At 71.2% G+C, this 23965-nt stretch carries 21 protein-coding genes; 4 read left to right on the top strand and 17 right to left on the bottom strand.

The features are described from left to right. Window positions 1-33: 33 nt before the first annotated feature. The 4 genes from ET471_RS09980 to ET471_RS09965 all read right to left on the bottom strand — a co-directional run bounded on the left by ET471_RS09980 (window position 34) and on the right by ET471_RS09965 (window position 5306). Window positions 34-483 (bottom strand): hypothetical protein, encoded by a 450-nt coding sequence (locus ET471_RS09980; protein ID WP_129187971.1) that lies wholly within the window; start codon window positions 481-483, stop codon window positions 34-36. After that, entirely contained in the window at window positions 480-1463 is a 984-nt protein-coding gene (locus ET471_RS09975) for a PIG-L family deacetylase (RefSeq protein ID WP_129187969.1), read from the bottom strand. Before ET471_RS09975 ends, ET471_RS09980 begins: the two co-directional genes overlap by 4 nt. A gap of 5 nt (window positions 1464-1468) precedes the next feature. After that, window positions 1469-3388 carry a translational GTPase TypA gene (gene typA / locus ET471_RS09970; RefSeq protein WP_129187967.1) on the bottom strand — a complete coding sequence of 640 codons (1920 nt, stop codon included), beginning with the start codon at window positions 3386-3388 and terminating at the stop codon, window positions 1469-1471. 229 nt (window positions 3389-3617) lie between these two features. Beyond that, the gene (locus ET471_RS09965; RefSeq protein ID WP_129187965.1) at window positions 3618-5306 is read right to left on the bottom strand and encodes an ABC transporter ATP-binding protein; all 1689 of its coding nucleotides are present in this window, start codon (window positions 5304-5306) and stop codon (window positions 3618-3620) included. Between the two features lie 50 nt (window positions 5307-5356). On the opposite strand from ET471_RS09965, the gene ET471_RS09960 reads away from it, so the two are divergent. Continuing rightward, window positions 5357-5971 (top strand): PH domain-containing protein, encoded by a 615-nt coding sequence (locus ET471_RS09960; RefSeq protein ID WP_242496234.1) that lies wholly within the window; start codon window positions 5357-5359, stop codon window positions 5969-5971. A 6-nt stretch (window positions 5972-5977) separates the two neighbouring features. Here ET471_RS09960 and ET471_RS09955 read toward each other — a convergent pair whose 3' ends face one another. From ET471_RS09955 to ET471_RS09910, 9 genes are all read right to left on the bottom strand, one after another. Continuing rightward, window positions 5978-7015, bottom strand: a complete 1038-nt coding sequence (locus ET471_RS09955; protein WP_129187963.1) for an ABC transporter permease — start codon at window positions 7013-7015, stop codon at window positions 5978-5980. Then, window positions 7012-8628, bottom strand: coding sequence for an ABC transporter permease (locus tag ET471_RS09950; protein ID WP_207207249.1), 1617 nt, complete (start codon window positions 8626-8628; stop codon window positions 7012-7014). Before ET471_RS09950 ends, ET471_RS09955 begins: the two co-directional genes overlap by 4 nt. Before the next feature lie 224 nt (window positions 8629-8852). After that, window positions 8853-9152, bottom strand: coding sequence for a hypothetical protein (locus ET471_RS09945; RefSeq protein WP_129187961.1), 300 nt, complete (start codon window positions 9150-9152; stop codon window positions 8853-8855). Continuing rightward, a complete protein-coding gene (locus ET471_RS09940; RefSeq protein ID WP_129187959.1) occupies window positions 9143-10312 on the bottom strand; it encodes an ABC transporter substrate-binding protein in 1170 nt (389 codons plus the stop codon). The genes ET471_RS09945 and ET471_RS09940 overlap by 10 nt, the downstream gene beginning before the upstream one ends. A 649-nt stretch (window positions 10313-10961) precedes the next feature. Beyond that, the gene (locus ET471_RS09930; RefSeq protein WP_129187955.1) at window positions 10962-11984 is read right to left on the bottom strand and encodes an ABC transporter ATP-binding protein; all 1023 of its coding nucleotides are present in this window, start codon (window positions 11982-11984) and stop codon (window positions 10962-10964) included. Continuing rightward, a complete protein-coding gene (locus ET471_RS09925; protein ID WP_129187953.1) occupies window positions 11971-13011 on the bottom strand; it encodes an ABC transporter ATP-binding protein in 1041 nt (346 codons plus the stop codon). Before ET471_RS09925 ends, ET471_RS09930 begins: the two co-directional genes overlap by 14 nt. Next, a complete protein-coding gene (locus tag ET471_RS09920) occupies window positions 13008-14015 on the bottom strand; it encodes an ABC transporter permease (protein WP_129187950.1) in 1008 nt (335 codons plus the stop codon). The genes ET471_RS09925 and ET471_RS09920 overlap by 4 nt, the downstream gene beginning before the upstream one ends. Continuing rightward, window positions 14008-14931 (bottom strand): ABC transporter permease, encoded by a 924-nt coding sequence (locus tag ET471_RS09915; RefSeq protein ID WP_129187948.1) that lies wholly within the window; start codon window positions 14929-14931, stop codon window positions 14008-14010. The genes ET471_RS09920 and ET471_RS09915 overlap by 8 nt, the downstream gene beginning before the upstream one ends. 142 nt (window positions 14932-15073) lie before the next feature. Continuing rightward, window positions 15074-16597 carry a peptide ABC transporter substrate-binding protein gene (locus ET471_RS09910; RefSeq protein WP_242496233.1) on the bottom strand — a complete coding sequence of 508 codons (1524 nt, stop codon included), beginning with the start codon at window positions 16595-16597 and terminating at the stop codon, window positions 15074-15076. A gap of 16 nt (window positions 16598-16613) precedes the next feature. On the opposite strand from ET471_RS09910, the gene ET471_RS18575 reads away from it, so the two are divergent. Together ET471_RS18575 and ET471_RS09905 are read left to right on the top strand one after the other, a co-directional pair. After that, complete coding sequence (locus tag ET471_RS18575) at window positions 16614-16787, top strand: hypothetical protein (RefSeq protein ID WP_242496232.1); 174 nt, start codon at window positions 16614-16616, stop codon at window positions 16785-16787. Between the two features lie 246 nt (window positions 16788-17033). Then, window positions 17034-17879: a class I SAM-dependent methyltransferase gene (locus ET471_RS09905; protein ID WP_129187944.1), complete on the top strand. Its 846-nt coding sequence runs from the start codon at window positions 17034-17036 to the stop codon at window positions 17877-17879. Window positions 17880-17894: 15 nt separating this feature from the next. Here the strand turns inward: ET471_RS09905 and ychF are convergent, their stop codons facing one another. The 4 genes from ychF to ET471_RS09885 are packed head-to-tail and all read right to left on the bottom strand — an operon-like array spanning window position 17895 to window position 22233. Beyond that, window positions 17895-18980, bottom strand: coding sequence for a redox-regulated ATPase YchF (gene ychF, locus ET471_RS09900; protein WP_129187942.1), 1086 nt, complete (start codon window positions 18978-18980; stop codon window positions 17895-17897). A gap of 11 nt (window positions 18981-18991) precedes the next feature. Beyond that, window positions 18992-19786, bottom strand: a complete 795-nt coding sequence (locus ET471_RS09895) for a DinB family protein (protein ID WP_129187940.1) — start codon at window positions 19784-19786, stop codon at window positions 18992-18994. Between the two features lie 48 nt (window positions 19787-19834). Beyond that, a complete protein-coding gene (locus ET471_RS09890) occupies window positions 19835-21424 on the bottom strand; it encodes a hypothetical protein (protein ID WP_129187938.1) in 1590 nt (529 codons plus the stop codon). Beyond that, the gene (locus tag ET471_RS09885) at window positions 21394-22233 is read right to left on the bottom strand and encodes an ABC transporter ATP-binding protein (protein ID WP_129190877.1); all 840 of its coding nucleotides are present in this window, start codon (window positions 22231-22233) and stop codon (window positions 21394-21396) included. Before ET471_RS09885 ends, ET471_RS09890 begins: the two co-directional genes overlap by 31 nt. A gap of 157 nt (window positions 22234-22390) precedes the next feature. Here ET471_RS09885 and ET471_RS09880 point away from each other — a divergent pair, with 157 nt between their 5' ends. Further along, entirely contained in the window at window positions 22391-23944 is a 1554-nt protein-coding gene (locus ET471_RS09880) for a DNA recombination protein RmuC (RefSeq protein ID WP_129187936.1), read from the top strand. Window positions 23945-23965 lie beyond the last annotated feature (21 nt).

Raw genomic sequence — 23965 nt, 5'->3', positions numbered from 1 at the left:
CTGTCTCGCGTGGAGGTTCGGCGGAGGTTCCGCTCAGCGGCGCTCGAACCAGCGGCGCGGCAGGAACGCGACGACGCCGATCAGCAGGATCCCGCCCCACGTCCAGGCGATGCTCGCCCAGGCGACCGGGATCGCGGCGCCGGGGTCGGCGACGAGCACGTCTCCACCGGCACCCGGCAGCGACGCGAGCCAGGCCGTGACCACCCAGCCCGCGGCCGCCGCCGCGAGCGTCGTGAGCCCGGACCAGGCGCGGCACAGCAGCGCCGTCGAGGTCGTGAGCGCGAGGGCGATGACGAGCCCGACCGGCAGGTCGTTCCACAGCGTGCGGTGGGTGGCGGTGCCGAGCGCGGCGACCGCCACGCCGAGCGCCACCGCGAGCACGACCCGCCACGCCGTGCGCCCGGCCCCGGCGGGCTCCGGCGGCGTGAAGGACGGCGCGGGGGCGCCGTCCACGGTGTCGGGAAGCTGGGTCGGGTCGCTCACGGTGCCGAGCCTACCGAGGTCGCCTGGGCAGGAGCAGGGTCCGCCACCAGGTACGTCTCGCGCGGCCCGATCGGCGCGAGCACGCCGTTCGACAGCGCGTACCAGCCGAGGAACGCCTCGGCCTCGCCGGGGGCGGTCTGCGCGTGCTGGATCTGCGTGGCGTGCGCCCGCATCGCGGCCACGACGGCGGGGAGCACGGGATCGACGTCGACGTCGTGGGCCTGGCCGGCCGCGGCCGCCTGGGCGAGCAGCGCGTCGTCGCGGGCGACGGCGGGCAGCGGCTCGTCGGGGCCGGGGAACGTCAGCCCGGCTGCCTGGGCGAGCGCCCGGGCGCGGGCGTCCGCGAAGAGGGCGGCACGCTGCCGGCGCAGGTCCCCCGCGGCGGCGACGCGCAGCCACAGCTCGGCCTGCCAGGGCGCGCTCGCGTCGTCGAAGCCGGGGGCCGCCGCGAGCGCGACGGCCCGCGCGGCCACCTGGTGCGCGCGCACGTGGTCCGGGTGCCCGTACCCGCCGCCGGCCTCGTAGGTCGCGACGACGGTGGGCCGCGCCTCCCGGATCACCCGGGCCAGGCGGCCCGCGGCGTCGTCGAGCGGCACGACGGCGAACCCGGCGGGCACCGCGGGGTCGGGCCCCGCCACGCCGGGGGCCAGCCACACCATGCCGGAGTCCTCGAACCGGCCGCCGCCCGGGGGCACCTGGTCGAGGAAGACGTGCCGGACGCCGCCCAGCGCGACGAGCGCGGCGGCAAGCTCGTGCTCGCGGTGCGCCGCGAGCGCCGGCCCGTCGCCCTCGAGGCCCGCGAGCCCCTCGGAGGCGGTGCCGGGCAGGGCGAGGACCTCGCCGCGCTCGCCGCGCGTGCAGGTCACCACGAGCGCAGGGAGCCCTGCCGCCACGGCGGTGGCGAGCAGGGCTCCTGTCGACAGCGTCTCGTCGTCGGGGTGCGCGTGGACCGCGAGCACCCCGCGACCGAGACGCTCCATGCGCGTCAGCCCTTGGCGGCAGCCCGGACCCGAGCGGCCGCGCGAGCACGCTCGACCTGGTCCAGCGCCACCTTGCGGATGCGGACGAACTCCGGCGTCACCTCGACGCACTCGTCCTCCTGCGCGAACTCCAGGGACTCCTCGAGCGTGAGCTTGCGCGGCGGCACGAGGTTCTCGAAGTTGTCCGCCGTGGAGGAGCGCATGTTGGTGAGCTTCTTCTCCTTGGTGATGTTGACGTCCATGTCCTCGTTGCGGGAGTTCTCGCCGACGATCATGCCCTCGTAGACCTCCTGCGTGGGGTCGACGAAGAACGAGCCGCGCTCCTGCAGGTTGATCATGGCGAACGGCGTCACCTTGCCGGCACGGTCGGCGACGAGCGAGCCCGTCAGGCGCGACTCGATGGGACCGGCCCACGGCTCGTAGCCCTCCGAGATGGAGGCGGCGATGCCCGTGCCGCGCGTCTCGGTGAGGAACCGGGTGCGGAAGCCGATGAGGCCGCGCGCCGGGACCATGAACTCCATGCGGACCCAGCCGGTGCCGTGGTTCGACATGGTCTCCATGCGGCCCTTGCGCTGCGCGAGGAGCTGCGTGACGGCGCCGAGGTACTCCTCGGGGACGTCGATGGTCATGCGCTCCATGGGCTCGAGCACCTTGCCGTCGACCGTCTTGGTGACGACCTGCGGCTTGCCGACGGTGAGCTCGAAGCCCTCGCGGCGCATCTGCTCGACGAGGATCGCCAGCGCGAGCTCGCCGCGGCCCTGGACCTCCCACGCGTCGGGGCGCTCGGTGGGCAGGACGCGCAGCGACACGTTGCCGATGAGCTCGGAGTCGAGGCGGTCCTTGACCTGGCGGGCGGTGACCTTGTGGCCCTTGCCGCCCTTGCCGGCCAGCGGCGAGGTGTTGATGCCGACGGTCATCGAGATGGCCGGGTCGTCGACCGTGATGAGCGGCAGCGGCCGCGGGTCCGCGAGGTCGGTGAGCGTCTCGCCGATCATGATGTCGGCGATGCCGGCGACGGCGACGATGTCGCCGGGGCCCGCGGACTCGGCCGGCACACGGTCGAGGCCCTTGGTCTCGAGCAGCTCGGTGATCTTGACCTGCGAGAGCGTGCCGTCGTGCTTGGCCCAGGCGACCTGCTGGCCCTTGCGGATCTCGCCGTTGAAGACGCGCAGCAGCGCGAGACGGCCGAGGAACGGCGAGGCGTCGAGGTTGGTGACGTGCGCCTGGAGCGGCACGCCCTCCTCGTACGTCGGGGCGGGGATCTTCTCGAGGATGGTCGCGAACAGCGGCTCGAGGGTGTCGTTCGCGGGCGCGGAGCCGTCGGCCGGCTGCTCGAGGGACGACGCGCCCACCTTGGCGGCCGCGTAGACGACCGGCACGTCGAGGATCGCGTCCAGGTCGAGGTCCGGCACCTCGTCCGCGAGGTCCGAGGCGAGGCCGAGCAGGAGGTCCGTGGTCTCCCCCACGACCTCCGTGATGCGCGCGTCCGGGCGGTCCGTCTTGTTCACGACGACGATGACGGGCAGCTTCGCGGCGAGCGCCTTGCGGAGCACGAAGCGCGTCTGCGGCAGCGGGCCCTCGGACGCGTCGACGAGCAGCACGACGCCGTCGACCATCGACAGGCCGCGCTCGACCTCGCCGCCGAAGTCGGCGTGGCCGGGCGTGTCGATGACGTTGATCGTGATGCCGTCGGGCTCCCCGTGCGTGGCCGCCGACGGGCCGGTGTACCGGACCGCGGTGTTCTTGGCGAGGATCGTGATGCCCTTCTCGCGCTCGAGGTCGCCGGAGTCCATGACCCGGTCCTCGACGTGCTGGTGGGCGCCGAAGGCGCCGGCCTGCTTGAGCATCGCGTCGACGAGGGTGGTCTTGCCGTGGTCGACGTGGGCGACGATCGCGACGTTGCGCAGGTCGGAGCGCACAGCCATCTAGGGTCTCGATTCCTTGGGGTGGTTCCGCGCGGGTGGGGGTCCGCGCACGCGGCGGGCGACGCCATCTTACTAGGCGCCCCGCGTCAACCCGCGCGCTGTGGGTGTGGCGACGACGACCCTGCGGCGTCGGGCACGGCAAACCCTCCCTTTCGATGTCGTCGTTCCTTGCGTTCTGGCGGCCAGAACGCAAGGAACGACGACGTCGAAAGGGAGGGTGCGGGCGTCGTCAGAGGCCGGCCGCCGCCAGCAGGCGGTCGCGCTCCTCGCGGCGGACCTTCTGCTCCGCCGGGTTCGGCACGGGCACGGCGGACAGCAGGCGGCGCGTGTAGTCCTCGCGCGGGTGGTGCAGGATCTCCTCGCGCGGGCCCACCTCGACGAGGTCGCCCCGGCTCATCACGGCGATCCGCGACGAGAGGATCTCGACGACGGCGAGGTCGTGCGAGATGAACAGGCACGCGAAGCCGTACTCGCGCTGCAGCTCCTGGAAGAGGTCGAGCACCCGGGCCTGGACGGACACGTCGAGCGCCGACGTCGGCTCGTCGGCGATGAGCAGCTTGGGCGACAGGGCCAGGGCGCGGGCGATGCCCACGCGCTGACGCTGACCGCCGGACAGCTCGTGCGGGTAGCGGTTGCGCATGGAGCGCGGCAGGTTCACCTGGTCGAGCAGGGCCTCGACGCGCCGGTCCAGGTCGGCGCCCTCGGCGATCTTGTGGAGCTTGAGCGGCTCGCCGATCGACTCGCCGATGGGCAGGCGCGGGTTCAGCGAGGAGCCCGGGTCCTGGAAGACGATCGAGACGTCCTGGCGCACGCCGCGCAGGGCCTTGGGCTTGATGCCCGCGAGCTCGACGCCGTTGACCTTGAGCGAGCCCTCGGCCACGGGGAGCAGGCCGACGGCGGCGCGGCCGACCGTCGTCTTGCCCGAGCCGGACTCGCCCACCAGGCCCACGACCTCGCCCTTGCCGATGTGCAGGTCGACGCCGTTGATCGCCCGGAACGCGGGCACGCGGCCGCGGGCCGGGTACTCGATCACCAGGCCGGTGGCCTCGAGGGCGAGGTCCTCCGACGGCGGGACGACGGTCTCGGTGCGCTCGGTCGCCTCGGCCGGCGTCGACATGGAGCCCAGGTGGGGCACCGCGTCGAGGAGCTGCTGGGTGTACGGGTGCTGCGGGCGGTTGAAGAGCTCCTCCGCGGTGCCCTCCTCGACCACGCGGCCGGACTTCATGACCATGACGCGGTCCGACAGGTCCGCGACCACGCCCATGTCGTGCGTGATGAGGATGATGCCGGCGTCCACGCGGTGGCGCAGGTCGCGCATCAGCTTGAGGATCTCGGCCTGGACCGTGACGTCGAGGGCCGTCGTCGGCTCGTCCGCGATGAGCAGCTTGGGCTCGCACGCGAGCGCCTGGGCGATCATGGCGCGCTGGCGCTGACCGCCGGAGAGCTGGTGCGGGTACTTGTCGACCGACTTCTCCGGGTTCGGCAGGTCGACCATGCGCAGCAGCTCGACGGCGCGGGCGCGCGCGGCCTTGGGGCTGATGTCGAAGTGGACGCGCAGCGTCTCCACGATCTGGAAGCCGATCGTGTAGACGGGGTTGAGCGCCGTCATCGGCTCCTGGAAGATCACGGCGACGTCCTTGCCGCGCACCTTCGAGAGCTGCTTGTGGCCGAGGCCCAGCAGCTCACGGCCCGCGAGCTTCGCGGAGCCCGAGGCGCGGCCGTTCGGCGGCAGCAGGCCGATGAGCGACATCGACGTCTGCGTCTTGCCCGAGCCGGACTCGCCGACGATGGCGAGGACCTCGCCGGGGCGGACGTCGTAGGACACGTCCACGGCGGCGGGGAACCACTCGCCGTCGACGAAGAACTCGACGCCGAGGTCGCGGACCTCGAGGATCGGGGACTTTGCGTCAGGGGACACGATGGTCAACCTTTCGTGGGGCTCGCGGCGTCGTCTGGGACGATCGAGCCATGGTGTCTGCGGACGTGGTGGAGTACAGGCCGAGGTTCGGCCGGGGTCTTGCGGTGGGCGTCGCCGTGCTGGGCGTCGGGGGCCTGGTCGTCAGTGCCGTGACCGACTGGCGGGCGACCCTGACGTTCGTGGCGCCGGTCGCCCTGGTGGTGCTGTGGGTCTGGGCCGCCTACTGGCGACCTGCCGTGATCGTGTCGCCGGCGAGCGTCGAGCTGCGCAACGTGACCCGCACGATCGAGCTGCCGTGGCCGACGATCGAGCGCGTGGACACGAGGTACGCCCTCACGCTGCACACCGCCTACGGCGACTACGCGGCGTGGGCCGCTCCCGCGCCCGGCAGGGCCCAGGCGGTCCGGGCCCCGAAGGACGCCGGCCAGAACCTGCCGGAGTCCACCTACCGGGGCGGGACCGTCGGCTCCGGCGACCTCATGGTCGGCGCGTCCGGTCAGGCCGCGGCCATCGTGCGCGCCCGCTGGGAGGAGCTGCGCGACGCGGGCCTGCTCGACGACCCGCGCCTGGAGCGCGGACGCCCCCGGGTGCGCTGGCACGTCGCCACCCTGGCCGCGATGGGGGTTCTCCTCGCGGCCAGCGTGCTGACCTTCACGCTGGGATGACACGGGTCAGGCCTTGGTGACCGCGGCCTTCAGGGCCTTGGCCGCCTTCTTGGCGTCGGCCTTGGCCAGCGCGCGGACGGTCGGGATGCGGCGCTGACGCGGGTCGAAGGCGTCCCGCAGGCCGTCACCGATGAAGTTCACGCACAGCGCGATCGTCACGATGAACAGTCCCGGCCACCAGAACAGCCACGGACGCGTGGTGAACGCGGCCTGGTACTCGCTGATCATCGTGCCCAGCGACACCTCCGGCGCGCGGATGCCGAACCCGAGGAACGACAGGGCGGTCTCGAGCAGCATCGCGGACGCCATGAGCAGTGTCGCGTTGACGATGATCACGCCCACCGCGTTGGGCAGGATGTGCTTGAACATGATGCGGGCGTTCGAGGCGCCGGCCACGCGGGCCGCGTCGACGAACTCCTGCTCGCGCAGGGCCAGGAACTGGGCGCGCACGAGGCGGGCCATGGTCGTCCACGTGACCAGGGACAGCGCGATGGCGAGCGTCCAGGGGCTCGCCCCGCCGAACACGATGCCGAGGATCGCACCGACCATGATCACGGGGATCGTGATGACCATGTCGGTGAACCGCATGATCACGTTGTCGGCCCAGCCGCGGAAGAAGCCGGACAGCGCGCCGAGCACGACGCCGATGAGCGTCGACAGGAGGCCGATGACGAACATGACCGTCAGCGACTGCTGCGTGCCCCGCATGACCATCGCGAAGACGTCCCGGCCCACGTTGTCCTGGCCGAACGGGTGAGAGCCGAACGAGAACCCTCCGTCGAAGCCCATGGTGGGGGCGCCACCCGGGTTGGCGATGGGGTTCAGGTCACGGAACCCGTGCTGCCACCAGCCGGGGATGGGGCCCCAGCCGATCGACGTCGTGACGAGCGCGACGAGCGCGAGCAGCACGAGCACCGAGATCATGGCCCCGCGGTGGCGGAGGAACCGGCGCAGGACGATGCGGCCCTGCGAGAGGCCCTCGACCTCCTTGAGCTCGATCGACGACTCGGGGTTCTCGGCGGACTGCGTCAGTTCGGTGGTCATGCGTTCACCCGGATTCGAGGGTCGAGGGCGGCGTAGACGAAGTCCACGACGATGCTGGCGACGATCAGGAGCGAGCCGACCACGAGGAAGTGGCCCATGACCACGGCGGCGTCCGCGGTGCGCAGCCCGGTGATGAACAGCGCGCCCATGCCGGACCAGCCGAAGATCTGCTCGGTGATGATCGCGCCGCCGAACATGGCCGCGACGTCGAGCGGCACGATGGTGGCCAGCGGGATCAGCGCGTTGCGGAACGCGTGCCGCACGGTGACGACGCGCTCCGAGAGGCCCTTCGCGCGGGCCGTGCGGATGTAGTCCTGGTTCATCACCTCGAGCATCGAGGCACGTGTGTAGCGCGTGTACCCGGCGAACGAGATGAGGACGAGGGTGATCGTCGGCAGCAGGATGTGCGTGAACTGGTCGAGCGTCATGATCCAGAAGTCACCGCGCAGGCCCGGGGTCTGCGCCCCGATCGTGGAGATCGGGCGGTGGTTGATCTGCGACGCGCGGTTGTACGCGTACCAGACCTGCATCACGCGGTCGACGAAGATGAACGCGCCGACGCCGACGGCGGTGATCGCCGAGGCGCGCATGGACACCGCGCGGTCGTCCCCGCCGAACAGCCAGCCGACGAGGCACCCGGCGGCGACCGCGACGACGGCGAGCCCGAGGATGAGCAGCCAGCTCGCGTTCACGAAGGCGAACTGCAGCGGGAACACCAGCGCGGCGCCCACGGCGACCGTGGTGAGCGACGAGTACAGCGCACGCCTGTTGCCGAGGCCGGCCGTCAGGGCGACGACGGCGAAGGCGACGCCCACGCCGAGCAGCGCGATGCCGGCGATGCCGAGGCTGGGGTCCAGGAGCCAGTCGGTCTCCGAGACGAACACGAGCATCCCGGCGGTGGCGACGGTCGCGGCGGCGAACGAGACCCACCGCGTCCGGCGCGCGCCGCCGACGATCGCGGAGAGCACCGCGCCGCCGACCACGGAGATGATCGCGATCATGTACCAGGAGATCGTGGGGTCGCGCAGGAAGTCGTTGAACCCGATCGCGCCCCACAGCTTGAGCAGCACCGCGACCCAGAACGAGGGCAGCGAGAAGAGCACGAAGGACAGGAACGTCACCGCGTAGTCGAAGCGCGTGTACTGGCGCAGGGCCGCGACCATGCCGACGAGGACGCCGAGGCCGATGGCCAGGACGATCGAGCCGGAGACGAGGGTCACCGTGCTGGGGATCGCGCTGCCGAGCATCGACGAGACGCTCTGGCCGGTCCGCCAGCTCGAGCCCAGGTCGCCCGTGACCACGTCGCCGAGCCACATGAAGTAGCGCAGCGCCGGCGGGACGTCGAGGTTGAGCATCGCGGTGCGCTCGGCGATCAGCTGCGCGGCGTTCGGCGCCGTCGAGAACCGGAGGTCCTCGAGCGGGTCGACCGCGTGCGCGAACAGCATGTAGACGATGAACGTGGCGCCGAGGAGCACGAGCAGCGACGACAGGAGCCTGCGTGCCAGGAACGTGAGCATCGGGGCCGAGCGGGCGGCCCGCGAGCGCCGCGTGGGGACCAGTTCGTCGGGCGCCGCGGGGGCGTCCTCGACGTCGGTCGTCACAGTGGTGGCCATGGAGTCCTTGCCTCGGGGGAAGGGTTGGTCAAGGGGTGCTTTAAGTAATCTTTGCGTCCGCGCGGACCACCACTTACGCCTGGGTCGCGGGCGTCTGTGGGTGTGGCGCAGGACGATCGGGTGCTGTTCCGACAAGAACGGGGGTACCGGGCGCATGCGCCGCGGTACCCCCGCTCTGTGCTGGTTCCTCGGGGCACCGTCAGGTGCCCGGTGCGAGGATCACGTCACTCCGCGATCTCCCACTCCCAGAAGTTCCAGAGGATGGTCGGCGACAGCGTGATCGTCGAGACGTTCTGGACGCGGTCGGTGTGGGCGACGACGCCGGGGTGCTGGAAGATCGGCAGGCCGAACCCGTCGTTGAACAGGTGGGACTCCATCTCCGTGGCCCAGGCGCGGACCTCGTCGGTGGTGTCGTCCGGCGCGACCGCGATCTTGGCCCACAGGGCGTCGACCTCGGGGTTCGAGAAGCCGGAGAAGTTGTTCTGGCCGCCCGTGACGTAGTTCGCCTCACCGTTCAGCAGCATCGTGCTGGTGGACTGCCACCCGAAGAGCGCGGCGTCGAACGAACCGTCGCCGGAGAAGAGGATCTGGCCCCAGTTGTCGTTGCCGCCGTCGACGACGTTGAAGCCGACCGGCGCGGCCGCAGCCTGGATGAGCTGGAACTGGTTGGCGCGGCGGACGTTCGAGGCACCGAAGAGGATGCGCACGTCGATCGTCTCGGGCAGCCCGGGGTACAGCGCACGCGCCTGCTCGAGCAGCTCGGTCGCCTTCGCGGGGTCACCGACGAAGAAGTCAGACCCGTTGCCGGCCACGGCCTCGTCGTAGCCGGGGCGCCCGGGACGAAGTTGAACGAGTTGCGGATCGCGGCGTCGTCCTGCAGCGGCGTGATCAGCGTGTCGATGATCTGCTGACGCGGGATCGTCTGCAGGAAGGCCTGGCGGACCAGACGCGCGACGTCGACGTTGCCGCCGTAGGTCGCGGCGTCGAACGGACCGCCGTAGTTGTGCATGAGGGTCACGTGCTCCCACGTGGCCTCGACGCCGGTCTCGTACTCGATGCCGTCGAGGCCGGCGAGGGTCTTCAGCACGTCGACCGACGACTGCGGCGAGATGATGTCGACCTCACCGTTCTGCAGCGCGGTGATGGCGGCCATCGGGTCCTCGGTGAAGCGGAAGGTGACCTGGTCGACGGCGGGGACGTTGCCCCAGTCGAAGGCCTCGTTGCGCACCAGCGTGAGGTGCTGGTTCTCGACGAACTCGTCGAGGATGAACGGGCCCGTCGACAGGTGGACGCGCGGGTCGCTCGGCATCGACGTGAAGTTGAAGCCGGTGTTCCAGACGCCGGCGATCTTGTTCAGCGCGGCGGAGTCGTTGTCGCGGAAGGCCGCGACGAGCGCGTCCTTGGCCTCCTGCGCGTCGGCGATGTCGAGAGCGATGCCGGCGACGGCGTGCGCGGCGACCGGCGGGAACTGCATGTCCATCAGCCAGTCGGAGCGGACCGAGTCGAACGTCAGGGTGACCGAGCGGCCGTCCTCGGAGATCTCCGGGAACTGCGTGACGAGCTCCATGACGGGGCTCGAGCCGGAGAACCAGACCTGGTCCTCGGCGAGCACCTCGTTGCCGTCCTCGTCCGTCGCGACCTGGTCGGCGTCGACGTTGCTGAACTTGGGGTTGCGGGGCCCCACATGAGGATCAGGTCGGCCGCGTCGACGGGCGTGCCGTCCGACCAGGTGACACCGTCCTGGATGGTGAGCTTGACCGTCAGCGGGTCCTCGGAGACCGTCTCGATCGTGCCGAAGTCCTCGTTCATGACGAGCTCGAGGGCGTCGTTGTAGTAGAAGAACGCCGACTGCGTCAGGTAGAGGATGTTCGCGTTGGCGGTCGCGTTGCCCGCGGCCGTCAGGTTGTTCTGCGAGAACATCGGCTGGTTCCAGCCGACGGTGACCGACTGGGTGTCCGAGCCTTCGACACCGGCGACCTCGGGGTCGAGCACGCCGACAGCACGAGCGCGCCGGCCGTGGCGGCGGCGATCGCGGCGGCAATACGCCTGATCTTCATGGGAGTCCTGTCATCGAGCGGGTACGGGGCGGGGAGACTGGCGAGCCAGCTCACCCGTCCGCCGCGGGACAGGTTCGAATGTAGGTGGTCATACCACCCAATTTGTCCGGTTTTATGGTAGTTGCGCGGGCTCCGGCGTTATCGTTCCGAAACCAGAACTGAACGGGGGCGTCAGGCGGACTGCGCCATTCGCGCCAGCGAGCGCGGCCACGCGTCACGACGACGGCGGCCGCCCGGGTCGGGGCGGCCGCCGTCGCGCACGCGGATCGCGGGCGCTCAGACCTCCGCGTGGAGCACGTCGTGCGACTCGGCGAAGTGGCACGCCGTGGGGTGCGTCAGACCCCGGAGCTCGAGGGCAGGGTCCTTCTGCGCGCAGAGGTCCTGGGCCTTCCAGCAGCGGGTCCGGAACCGGCAGCCCGACGGCGGGTTCGCCGGGCTCGGCACGTCGCCCGTGAGGATGATGCGCTCCTTCTTGCCGCGCAGCGCGGGCTCGTGCACGGGCACCGAGGACAGCAGCGCCTGGGTGTACGGGTGCCCGGGCTCCTGATACACCTCGGCGGCGGGCCCCTCCTCCACGATGCGGCCCAGGTACATGACCGCGAGACGGTCCGAGATGTGCCGCACCACGGACAGGTCGTGCGCGATGAACAGGTACGCCATCCCGAACTCGTCCTGGAGGTCCTCGAGCAGGTTGACCACCTGCGCCTGGACCGACACGTCGAGCGCGGAGACCGGCTCGTCGCACACGATGACCTCGGGCTGCATCGCGAGCGCCCGGGCGATGCCCACGCGCTGCCGCTGGCCGCCCGAGAACTCGTGCGGGTAACGGTTGATGTAGCCGGGGTTGAGGCCCACGCGGTCCAGCAGGTCCTGCACGCGGCGCGTCCGGTCCTTGCGCGGGGCGATGCCCGGGTGCACGGCCCAGCCCTCCGCCACGATGTCGCCCACCGTCATGCGCGGGTTCAGCGACGAGTACGGGTCCTGGAAGATGATCTGGACCTCGCGGCGGTACTGCTTGAGCTGCTTCGCGCTCATCGTCGCGACGTCGCGGCCCTTGTAGGTGATCGCGCCGGCCGTGGGCTTCTCGAGACCCACGAGCAGCTTCGACACCGTCGACTTGCCGCAGCCGGACTCTCCCACCAGGCCGACGGTCTCCCCGCGGCTGATCGTGAGGTCGACCCCGTCGACGGCCTGGACGTGGCCGATCGTGCGCTTGTAGACGATGCCCTGCGTGAGGGGGAAGTGCTTCTTCAGGCCGCTGATCTGCAGCAGCGGCGCCTGGGCGTCAGGCGAGCTCACCGAACACCTCCTCGGAGTAGTGGCAGGACACCTGGCGGCCCGGGCCGATCTCGCGCAGGGCCGGGACGTCCACCGCGCAGTCCGGCGCGCCGGGGCTGCGCTTGTACGGGCAGCGCGGGTGGAAGGCGCAGCCCGGCGGGATGAACGCCAGGTTCGGCGGCTGGCCCACGATGGGCCTGAGCCGGTCCTTCGACGCCGTGTCCGGCACCGAGTTCATCAGGCCCTCGGTGTACGGGTGACGCGGCGAGGAGAAGACCTCGTCGACCGTGCCCGTCTCGACGATCTTCCCGGCGTACATGACGGCGACCTTGTCGGCCACCTCGTTGACCACGCCCAGGTCGTGGGTGATGAGGATGAGGCCCATGCCCGTCTCCTCCTGGAGCTGCTCGAGCAGCTTCATCACCTGCGCCTGGACGGTGACGTCGAGCGCCGTCGTCGGCTCGTCCGCGATGAGGATGTGCGGGTCGAGCGCCAGCGCCATCGCGATCATGACGCGCTGGCGCATGCCGCCGGAGAACTGGTGCGGGTAGTCGCCCACCCGGCTCTTGGCCGCCGGGATGCGGACGCGGTCCATGAGCTCGACCGCCCGCAGCCGGGCGTCCCTCCGGGACATGCCCCGGTGCTCGCGGAACATCTCGCCGATCTGGTACCCCACCGAGTAGACGGGGTTCAGGGCGCTGAGGGCGTCCTGGAAGATCATCGAGATGCCGGGGCCGCGCACCTGGCGCTGCTCCTCGGCGGTCATCGTGAGGATGTCCTGGCCGTGGAACCGCACGCCCTTGCCCCTGATGACGGCCGGGGGCGTCTCGAGGATGCCCATGATCGCCTGCGCGGACACGGACTTGCCGGAGCCGGACTCGCCGAGGATCGCGAGGGTCTCCCCTTGCGACACGGTGTACGAGACCCCGTTGACGGCACGGACCTGCCCCTCGCGGGTGCTGAAGTGCACGTACAGGTCGTCGACCTCGAGGATCGGTTCGTCGTCGAGCTTCGCCTCCGACAGGGAGACGTCGAGGATCTCGGTCATCGGCGTGCCTTCGGGTCGAGGGCGTCACGCAGCGAGTCGCCGAGCAGCGTGAACGCCATGACGGTCAGGGACAGGAAGAGGCTGGGGAACAGCACGACGTGCGGTGCCGTGCGCAGCAGCGACTGCCCGCTGTTGATCTGCAGGCCCCAGGAGATGGCCGGGCGTGTCAGCCCGACGCCGAGGAACGTGAGCGTCGCCTCGGCGGCGATCAGCACGCCGACGGTGATCGTGGCGTACACGAGCACGGGCGCGACGGCGTTCGGCAGGATGTGGCGCACCAGCACCCGCACGCTGCCCGCGCCGAGCGCACGCGCGGCCGCGACGAAGTCCGTGTTCTTCAGCTGGATCACCTGGCTGCGCACCAGGCGCATCGCCGTCATCCAGCCGAAGGCCGTCAGGGCGATGACGATCGCCCCGACGCCGCGGTCCTCCAGCAGCGGGATCCCCGTCTCCGGGCCGACGCGGAGCAGCACGATCGCGCCCAGGATCAGGGGCAGCGCGTAGAAGATGTCCGTGAGCCGCGACAGGAGCGTGTCGCTCAGCCCTCCGTAGTAGCCGGAGACCGCACCCAGGACCGTCCCGACGGCCAGGAGGGCGATGACGCTCAGCAGGCCGATCGCCAGCGAGTTCCGCGCCCCGTAGATGACGTTGGCGTAGAAGTCGCAGCCCTGCTGGTCGAACCCGAACCAGTGGGCTGCCGAGGGTGCCTGGCCGGAGAACGCCAGGTCGCACTCGCGCGGGTCGGCGCTCGTGAAGAGACGGGGCGCGACGGCCATCGTGGTGAAGACCAGCGCGAGGAACGCACCGACCCAGAACATCCAGCTCCTGCGCAGCGTGTGCCATGCGTCCGACCACAGCGACCGCTGCTTGGCCGAGGCGGCCACCATGCCGACGCCCGCGTCCAGACCGGCCTCGGCCAGGCCGCCGCCCGACGCCGCCGCCTCGGTCAGCTCACGGCGGGCGTCCGCGTCCGCCGCGGCGAGGTGCTTCTCGTGCTCACTCATATCGGATCCTCGGGTCCAGGACGGCGTAGAGAATGTCCACGACGAGGTTGAAGAAGATGTAGACGAAGACGAACAGCGTGACGATGCCGACGACGACCGCACCCTCCTGCTGCTGCACGGACTGGAAGACCGCCCGGCCGATCCCGGGGAGGTTGAAGACCGACTCGGTCACGATCGCGCCGCCCATCAGGGACCCGATGTCGGCGCCGATGTAGGTGACCACCGGGATGAGGCTGTTGCGCAGGGTGTGCCGCGTGTACACGACCCGCGGCCGGAGCCCCTTGGCCCGCGCGGTGCGGACGAAGTCCGCGCCCAGGTTCTCCACCAGGCTGGTGCGCGTCAGTCTCGCGATGTACGCCAGCGATCCGGCGCCCAGCACGAAGCCGGGCAGCAGATAGCTGTACCAGCCCCTGTCGATGCCCGAGATCGGGAACAGGCCGAGCCGGAGACCGAACACGTACTGGGCGAGGAAGCCCAGGACGAGGATCGGGACCGAGATGATGAGCGCGGTCATCACGAGCGTCAGGCTGTCGAACCACGACTGCTTCTTGATGCCGGCGATGACGCCGACCAGGATGCCCAGCACCGTCTCGAAGACGATGGCGACGACGGTGAGCCGGATCGTCACCGGCATGCGCTGCGCGATCGTGTCGAGCACGGGCCGCATGCGGAAGTCCGTGCCGAAGTCGCCCCGGAACACGCCGGCGAGGTACTTCCCGTACTGGACGAGCAGGGGGTCGTCGAGGTTGAAGCGGTCGCGCAGCTCCGCGATGACGGCCGGCGACATGGGCCTGTCGCCCGCGAGGGCACGGATCGGGTCGCCCGGCAGGGCGTACACCATCGCGAAGATCAGGAACGAGGCGCCGAGCAGGACGGGGATCGTCAGCAGCAGCCGGCGCGCGATGTAACGGCCCAAGGTGTTCTCCTCACCACAGGACTGAGGTGCACGGGAGCCCGCCGCGACATCAGTGTCGCGGCACGGGACAGGGTGCGCGAGGGCTCTCGCCCTCGCGCACCCTGCGCGGCGGGGTCCTGACAGACCCCGCCGCCTCAGCGACTCACGGGTTGACGACCTCCACCGCGGCGAGGTCGACGGTGGTGAAGGCGTCGACGTTCACGTGGGTGATCCGCTCGGAGTTGACGGTCTGCGTGAGGCCGAAGAACATCGGGATGATCGGCATGTCCTCGAGGAGGACGTCGTCAGCCTGCTGGTAGGCCTTGATGGCGTCCTCGTTCGACGACGCCTCGTTGCCCTGCTTGACCAGGTCCTCGAACTCGGGGCTCGAGTAGAACGCCCGGTTCGAGCCCGCCGGCGGGAAGGCCTTCGTCGAGTGCAGCGGCTCGAGGTAGTTCTGCGGCGACGGGTAGTCCATCGACCACCCGAGACGGAACGGGCCGGTGAAGCCCTTCTCCTCGCTCAGCGGCAGGTACTGGTCGAACTGGAGGTCGCCCTTGAGGACGAAGTCCACGCCGAGGTTCTTCTTGAACTGGTTGCCCACGGCCTCGACCCAGGCGTCGTGGCCGGCGCCGGCGTTGAACCACAGCTCGATCGGCTGGGACCGGTCGAACCCTGCCTCGTCGAGCTTCTTGTTGGCGTCCTCGACGTCGAGCGTGCAGTACTTGCAGGCGTCCTCGCGGTAGCCGTCGACGACGGGTGCGATGGCGTCGGTGGCAGGCTCGCGGGTGCCGTTGAAGATCGCCTTGGTGATCGCCTCACGGTCGATCGCCTCGGAGAGCGCCTGACGGACGCGCTTGTCCTGGAACCGCGGCTGGTACAGCGGGATGCCCATGTAGGTGAACGACGACGACGGGAACTCCTGGTAGCGGTCGCCGAACTCGTCGGGGGCCGTGGTGATCGCGTCCGGCGGGATGGTGTCGACGATGTCGAGCGAGCCGTTCTGCACGTCGAGGTACGCCGTGTTGACGTCGGTGTACACGCGCATCTCGACCGTGTCGGCGTGGGCCTTGTTCGTGCCCTTGTAGTCGTCGTAGCGCGCGAGCGTGATGCCCTGACCGGGCACCATCTCGGTCTCGGCCTGGAGCGGGCCGTTGCCGATCGGCTTCTTGCCGTACGCCACGGGGTCGGCGAAGAACGCCTTGGGCAGCGGGAAGAACGCCGTGTACCCGGTGGTGATCGGGAACTGGGCGAACGGGCCCGTCAGCTCGACCGTGAAGGTCTGGGGGTCCACGACCTTCAGGCCGGACATCTCCTTGGCGGCGGGGTCGCCGGTGGGCTTCCCGTCGGCGCCCAGGGGCGCCTGGAGGTCGCCGTAGCCGACGATGTTCGAGAAGAAGCCCGAGTTGGTGTAGCCGTTCGGCGAGTACGCGGTGTAGTTCCAGGCGTCGACGAAGGACTCGGCGTCGACGGGGGTGCCGTCCTGGAAGGTCCAGCCGTCCTTGAGCTTGACCGTCCAGTTGATGCTGTCGCTGGACTCCATCGACTCGGCCACGCCGTCCCAGGTCAGCTCCGTCTTCGGCCCGTAGGTCACGAGGCCGGTGAACAGGCCGCTGAGGATCTGGTGGCCTTCGGACTCCGCAGTGTTACCCGGGACGAGCGGGTTCTCCGGCTCGCCGATGTACATGGAGAACGATCCGCCCGTGGCCTCTGCCGCAGGGCTGTCGCTGGCTTCGGCTCCGTTGCCGCCGCCGCTGCTGCACGCGGTCATCACCAGTGCGAAGGCCGCAACCGACGCCGTGACGCTTGCGATACGCCTGATCTTCAAGGTTCCTCCTCCGGAAGCACTCCGATACCCCGCCGCCGTCGGGGTGTGACGGCGGTCTCACCGGGCCGGGTGTGCGGAAACCGTAGACCCGCGCATGTGACGAACGTGATACAGGTACGTCACAGGGAGGGATTGTTACCTAGTTGATACGAAGTCAGGGTTTGTCCAGCGGAGTTCTCTCGCTGATCCCCATCCTGGCGCCGATCTGCTCACGATGTGAGCGGACGACGCGGTCGTCCCGGCGTCCGCGCGGGGCTCCGGGCACGCCCACCGGGCCCGTGGCAGGCTGCCTCGCATGAACGGCGACGACGTGACCATCGGATGGGCCGACGCGCGGGAGGCCAACCTGCGCAACTGGGAGGACCGCGTCCCGGTGCACGAGGAGGCGTACGGCCTCGACGCCTACGACGACCCCGACCACCGCGGCACGGTCGTCGACCACGACCTCGCGGCGATGCGGCCGTTCCTGCCCGACGGGTCGCTGGCCGGGCTGGACCTGTGCCACCTCCAGTGCCACATCGGCACCGACACGATCGGCCTCGCGCGCGCGGGCGCCCGCGTCACCGGCGTCGACTTCTCGCCGTCGGCGCTGGAGGCGGCGGCGCGGCTCGCGGCGAAGCACGGGATCGACGCGACCTGGGTGGAGACCGACGTCCTCGACGCCCGGGCCGCCGTCGACGGCGACTTCGACGTCGTCTACACGAGCATCGGGGCGATCACCTGGCTCGCCGACCTCGACCGGTGGGCCGCCCAGGTCGCCGCGCTCCTGCGACCCGGCGGCCTCTTCTACATCCGCGACGGGCACCCGGCGCTCTACGCGCTCGACGAGGAGTCCGACCACCTGGTGACCCGCTACCGCTACTTCGGGAACGGCACCTCGACGGCCTGGGACATCGCGACGTCCTACGTCAGCGACGCGCAGATCGCGCACACGCGCACCTACGAGTGGCCCCACCCGCTCTCGGAGGTCGTGAACGCGCTCCTCGGCGCCGGCCTGCGCCTCGAGCGGCTCGACGAGGGCACCGTGCTCCCCTGGCAGTTCAGCAAGCGCATGGTCAAGGTCGACGGCGGCTTCGCCTGGCCGGACGCCGAGCGCGCCATGATGCCGTGCACGTTCACGGTCGTCGCCCGGCGGGACTGACCGTCGGCGCCGGCGTCAGACGTTGAAGCGGAACTCCACGACGTCGCCGTCGGCCATGACGTAGTCCTTGCCCTCGATGCGGGCCTTGCCCGCGGCGCGGGCCGCGGCGACGGAGCCGGCCTCGACGAGGTCCTCGAAGCCGATGACCTCGGCCTTGATGAAGCCGCGCTCGAAGTCCGTGTGGATGACGCCGGCGGCCTGCGGGGCCTTCCAGCCCTTGCGGATCGTCCAGGCGCGCGACTCCTTGGGGCCGGCCGTCAGGTAGGTCTGCAGGCCGAGCGTGTGGAAGCCGACCTTGGCGAGCTGGTCGAGGCCCGACTCCTCCTGGCCGTTGGCCTCCAGCATCTCCTTGGCCTCCTCCGCGTCGAGCTCCACGAGCTCGGACTCGAACTTGGCGTCGAGGAAGATCGCGTCGGCGGGGGCGACGAGGGCGCGCAGCTCGTCCTGCATCGCGGTGTCGGCCAGGCCGGCGTCGTCGGTGTTGAAGACGTAGATGAACGGCTTGGCCGTCATGAGCTGGAACGACGCGATCTCGGCGAGGTCGAGGCCGGCGGCCTTGGCCCCCTGGAAGAGCGTGGTGCCCGCCTCGAGGATCGTCTGGGCCTTCTTGCCCGCCTCGAGCAGCGCGGGGTCGCCCTTCTTGATCTTGACCTCCTTCTCGATGCGCGGCAGCGCCTTCTCGAGGGTCTGGAGGTCGGCCAGGACGAGCTCGGTGGCGATGGTCTCGATGTCGCCCTCGGCGTCGGTCGAGCCCTCGACGCGGATGACGTCGGGGTCGGAGAACACGCGCGTCACCTGGCAGATGGCGTCGGCCTCGCGGATGTTCGCGAGGAACTTGTTGCCCAAGCCCTCGCCCTCGGACGCGCCCTTGACGATGCCGGCGATGTCGACGAACGACACCGTGGCGGGCAGGATCCGCTCCGAGCCGAAGATGCCCGCGAGGGTGTTCAGCCGCGGGTCCGGCAGGGGCACCACGCCCACGTTGGGCTCGATGGTCGCGAACGGGTAGTTCGCGGCGAGCACCTGGTTGCGCGTCAGGGCGTTGAAGAGGGTGGACTTGCCGACGTTGGGCAGGCCGACGATGCCGATGGTGAGAGCCACGTCGGGAAAGTCTACGAGACCGCGCCCGCGGCCAGGGCGTCGAGGTCGCGCAGCGCGAAGCGCAGGTGCTCCCACTCCTCGTTCCCGACGACGCCCATGCAGCGCGCGACGGTCATCGTGCGCCGGTGCTCCTCGGGCGCGCCGTCGTCCCACGGGGGCAGCCCGTGCGGCAGCCCGGCGAACGTCTCGGGCGTCTGACCGGCCAGGAAGGCCCGCACCTGCGCGACCCGGTCGGCCCGGGCCGCCAGCACCTCGTCCCACGACGGCGACGCCGTCATGTCGACGCCGAGCGCGGGGGCCCGCGTGTCCCACTCCGAGAACGGGACGCCGATCGGGCAGAACGCGTCAGGCAGGCCGAGCACCGAGAGCCGCAGCCAGGAGTCCGTGGCGAAGACGAGGTGCCGCAGCGTCTGCGCGACCGACCACTCGCCCCCGACGCTCGCGTCGCGGAGCGCGGGGTGCGCCGTCGCCCGCGCGATCACCTCGGACCATCGCTCCTGGGCCGCGTCGAAGGCGGCGAGCTGCTCGGCCGAGTCCGTCGACCGGCGGCCCGCGCGGCCCGGGAAGCGCTCGTCCAGCGCGGCCTGGACGAGCGGCTCGACGGCGACGCCGTTGAGCACGAGCCCGTCGATCGAGCCGTCGACCTCCGCGTCCTCCAGGTCGACGCCCCGCATCACGGCGTGCGTGAGGTAGCTCTGGTCGAAGCGGGAACCCGAGAGGTTGGCGAACCGGAAGGTGGCGCCCCGCATGTCGGCATCGACGACCTGGGCGCCGCGCAGGTCGTCGTCGGCGGTGAGCTGCACCATGCCCGCGACGCTACGCCGGGCCGCCGACAACGGCCCGGCGCGACGCCGTCAGGCGTACGACAGCACCCGCTGCAGCAGCTCGGGCGCCTTCGCGTCGTAGGTCCGCGCGCCCCAGCGCACCCCGACCACGAGCACGGCGACGCCGACCGCCAGCGCGACCACGAACGCCACCCAGCCCAGGACGACGTGGGACAGCAGGATCGCGGCGAGCGCGAGCGCGAGCGCGGGGACCGAGACCAGCAAGGTCAGGCCCATGCCCACCGTCTGGGCCAGCATCGTCGCGCCCGTCGCGCCCTGCGGCTGCTTGAAGGGGCTCTCGCCCGGCTTCGGGACCGGGTACAGCCACCGCGCGGAGACGAGGCTCGAGACGCCCGTGGACGCGCCGAGCGTGCCGAGGCTGAGACCCAGGAGCGGCGGCAGCCACGCCCAGTCCCCCGCCACGGCCACCGAGATGACCGCGTAGAGCACGACGACGGGCAGGCCCGCGACGAGGACCGGCAGCGCACGCCCCCAGCGGTCGGCCTTGCCGTCGATGCCCGTCGCGACGTGCAGCGCGAAGGCCGTGTGGTCGTAGGCGACGTCGTTGGAGATGGCGAAGCCGAGGATCCACCCCGTGATCGGCGCGGCGATCATCATGACCTCCGGCGCCCCGTCCCGTCCCGCGAACCACATGATGACCGGCAGCAGCGGGATCACGAGGAACGACGTCGAGTAGCGCGGGTCCCGGCCCCAGTACGTCGCCGTCCGCGCCGCGACCGCGCCGACCGGCGTCGCGGGCAGGCGGTCGAACCACCCGAGGCCCTTGCCGTGGCCGCCCTTGGAGCCGGTCTCGCGGGGCGACTCGAACGAGCGCGCGAGCGCGCGGTCCCACACCCATGCCGCGACCGCCAGGGTCGCCAGGGCGATGACGAGGCGGGCGAGGGCGCCGAGCCAGGCGCCGTCGTGCACGGCCGCCGCCATCCCCCAGGGCGCGCCGAGCGGCGTCCAGCCGAGCAGGTTCGCCAGGTCGGCCACGAGGCCGGGCACGGCGTCGCCGCCGTCGGAGGCCGTGGCGACGCGCTGCGAGAACCAGCTGATGGCGGGGCCGAACAGCATGAGGGGCACGATCGTGACGATCGTGAGCACCTCGCGCGAGCGGCGGGACTCGAGCAGCGGGCTGAGCGCCGTCGTGATCGCGCGCGAGCCGACGACGCACAGCGCGACGGCGACGACCGCGCCGACCAGGGCCGCGAGCAGCGCGAGGGGCGTGCGCCACCAGGCGAAGGAGGCGCCGACGAGGGCGAGCACGGTCGCGATGCCGGGCACCGACACGACGCCGGCGACGGCGAGGCCGGCGAGCAGGCGGGGGCGCGGGATCCCGAACGTCATGAAGCGGTGCGGGTCGAGCGTGGCGTCGACGCCGTAGAGGAACACGGGGACGAGCCACCAGGCGAGCACGGCCACCGCGCCGACGATCACCATGACCTGCCCGGTGACGACGGCGTCGGCGGTGCCGCCCGCGATCGCGCCCACGACGGCCAGGAGGACGACGGCGACGGCGTAGAGCGAGCCGACGACGATGCCGATGGTCTGCCACACGCTCCGGCGGAACGCGTTGGCCATGAGGGTCAGCTTGAGGCGGACGAGCTGCGCAACCACGCCAGGCCCTCCCCCTCCTTGCGGCCGCCGACCAGGTCGACGAAGCGGTCCTCGAGGCTCTGGCCGCCGCGGACCTCGTCGACCGTGCCGGCGGCGAGCACGCGCCCGCCCGCGACGACCGCGACGTGCGAGCACATGCGCTGCACGAGGTCCATGACGTGGCTCGAGACGACGACGGTGCCGCCGTCGGCGACGTACGCGTGCAGGATGTCGCGGATGTTCGCGGCGCTGACGGGGTCCACGGCCTCGAAGGGCTCGTCGAGCACCAGGACGCGCGGCGCGTGGATCATCGCGGAGGCGAGCGCGACCTTCTTGGTCATGCCGGCGGAGTAGTCGACGACGAACGTGTCGCGGTCGGCGACGAGGTCCATCGCGCGCAGCAGGTCCTCCGTGCGCTCGGCCACCGTGGCGCGGTCCATGCCGCGCAGCAGGCCCGCGTACGTGATGAGCTGGGCGCCCGTGAGGCGGTCGAAGAGGCGGACGCCGTCGGGCAGGATGCCGAGCTGGCGCTTGGCCGCGGCCGGGTCGCTCCACACGTCGGTGCCGTGCACGCCGGCCGTGCCGAAGTCGGGGCGCAGCAGGCCCGTGGCCATCGAGAGCGTCGTCGTCTTGCCGGCACCGTTGGGGCCGACGACGCCGTAGAACGACCCCGACGGCACGTCGAGGCTGATGTCGGCGACGGCGATCTTCTCGCCGAACCGCTTCCACAGGCCGCGCAGGCTGAGCGCTGCGGACGGGTCGGGCGGGGCGAGGGCGGGCGCCTGAGGGGTCGGCGACGCCTGCAGGGCCGGGGCCCCGTCGTGCAGCATCCCCGGGATGGGCTGGTCGGCGGACAGCGGGATCACCTTGCTTCGTCGTCGGGTTTCCGCTCGAAGGCTAGACGGACCCACCGTCCAGGACCAGGGGTCTGGCCAGGTCCGGTGCGGTCTGCGACGCCGTGTCGGTGGCCCGTGCCACGCTGCACGCATGACGACGACGACCTGGATCCTCCTCCTGCTGGGTGCGCTCTGCGTGGGCGTCCTGGTGGGCTGGCTGCTGGCCGCCAACCGGGCGGGGGCCGCCCGCCGGTCCGCCGACCTCGAGGCCGCAGGGCGCCACGCGGAGAACGAGGGGCTGCGCCGCGAGGCCGCGGGCCTGCGCGAGCAGGTCGCCGTCGTGCGCGAGGACGCCGAGCGGCGCCTGGCCGTGCTGCGCGAGGACGCGGAGCGCCGGGCGGCGGAGGCGCGTGCCGACGCCGACGCCCGGCTCGCCGAGCTGCGCGCCGAGACCGAGGCCCGCCTGGCCCAGGCCCGGGCCGAGGCCGACGCCCGCCTGCGCGAGGTCAAGGCCGACCAGGAGGCCGAGAAGCAGCGCTTCCAGACGGTCGCGGGCGAGGCGCTCCAGGCGAACTCCAAGCAGTTCCTCGACCTCGCCGCCCAGACCCTCAAGGCCTCGACGGTCAAGAACGAGGAGGCGCTGGTCCAGCGCGAGCTGGCCATCAAGGCGCTCGTCGCCCCGCTGAGCACGTCGCTCGAGCAGGTGCGTGCCGAGGTCGCGCAGGCGGAGAAGGCGCGCATCGAGGGGCACTCGACGCTGACCGAGCACCTGCGTCAGCTCTCGGTCGCGAACTCCGAGCTCTCCAAGGGCACGGGCGACCTCGTCACGGCGCTCCGCTCGTCGCAGACCCGCGGGGCGTGGGGCGAGCTCCAGCTGCGCCGCGTCGTCGAGGCGGCGGGCATGCTCAAGAACGTCGACTTCGACGAGCAGGCGTCGGTCACCACGGACGACGGCCGCCTGCGCCCCGACATGGTCGTGCGGCTGGCAGGCGGCAAGAACGTCGTCGTCGACTCCAAGGTCGCGTTCCTCGGCTACCTGGAGGCCCAGCAGGCCGACGACGCCGAGTACCGCGAGGCGCGCCTCGACGCGCACGTGCGCCACCTGCGCAAGCACGTCGACGACCTGGCGGGCAAGGAGTACTGGGAGCAGTTCTCCCCCGCGCCGGAGTTCGTCGTCATGTTCGTGCCCGCCGAGGCCTTCCTGTCGGCGGCCGTGGAGCGCGACCCGAGCGTCATGGAGTACGCGGCGCAGAAGAACGTCATCATCGCGACGCCCATGACGATGCTCGCGCTGCTCAAGACGGTGGCCTACGCGTGGCGGCAGGAGGCGCTGGCGGAGAACGCGCAGAAGGTGCTCACGGTCGGCAAGGAGCTCTACTCGCGCCTGGTGACCATGACCGGCCACATCACCCGCACGGGCAACGCGATCGCGTCCGCGACCACGCACTACAACAAGATGATCGGCTCGCTCGAGAGCCAGGTGCTGACGTCGGCGCGCCGCATGGTCGCGCTCGACGTCGTCGACGAGTCGAAGGCCATCGAGGAGCTCACCGGCATCGACGCGACGCCCCGGCCCATCACGAAGCCGGAGCTCCTCGCGGCCGAGGCGGAGCGGGTGGTCGCCATCGAGTCGCTCGCCCTCGCGGACCAGAAGGCGCTCAAGGCGCTCACCGAGAAGGGCGACGACACGTCCGCCGCGGGCTGAGCCCGCGACGGCACCGCCGGC

It is taken from the genome of Xylanimonas protaetiae (assembly GCF_004135385.1).
Classification (GTDB): domain Bacteria; phylum Actinomycetota; class Actinomycetes; order Actinomycetales; family Cellulomonadaceae; genus Xylanimonas; species Xylanimonas protaetiae.
This window is presented reverse-complemented; position numbering and strand designations above follow the sequence as displayed.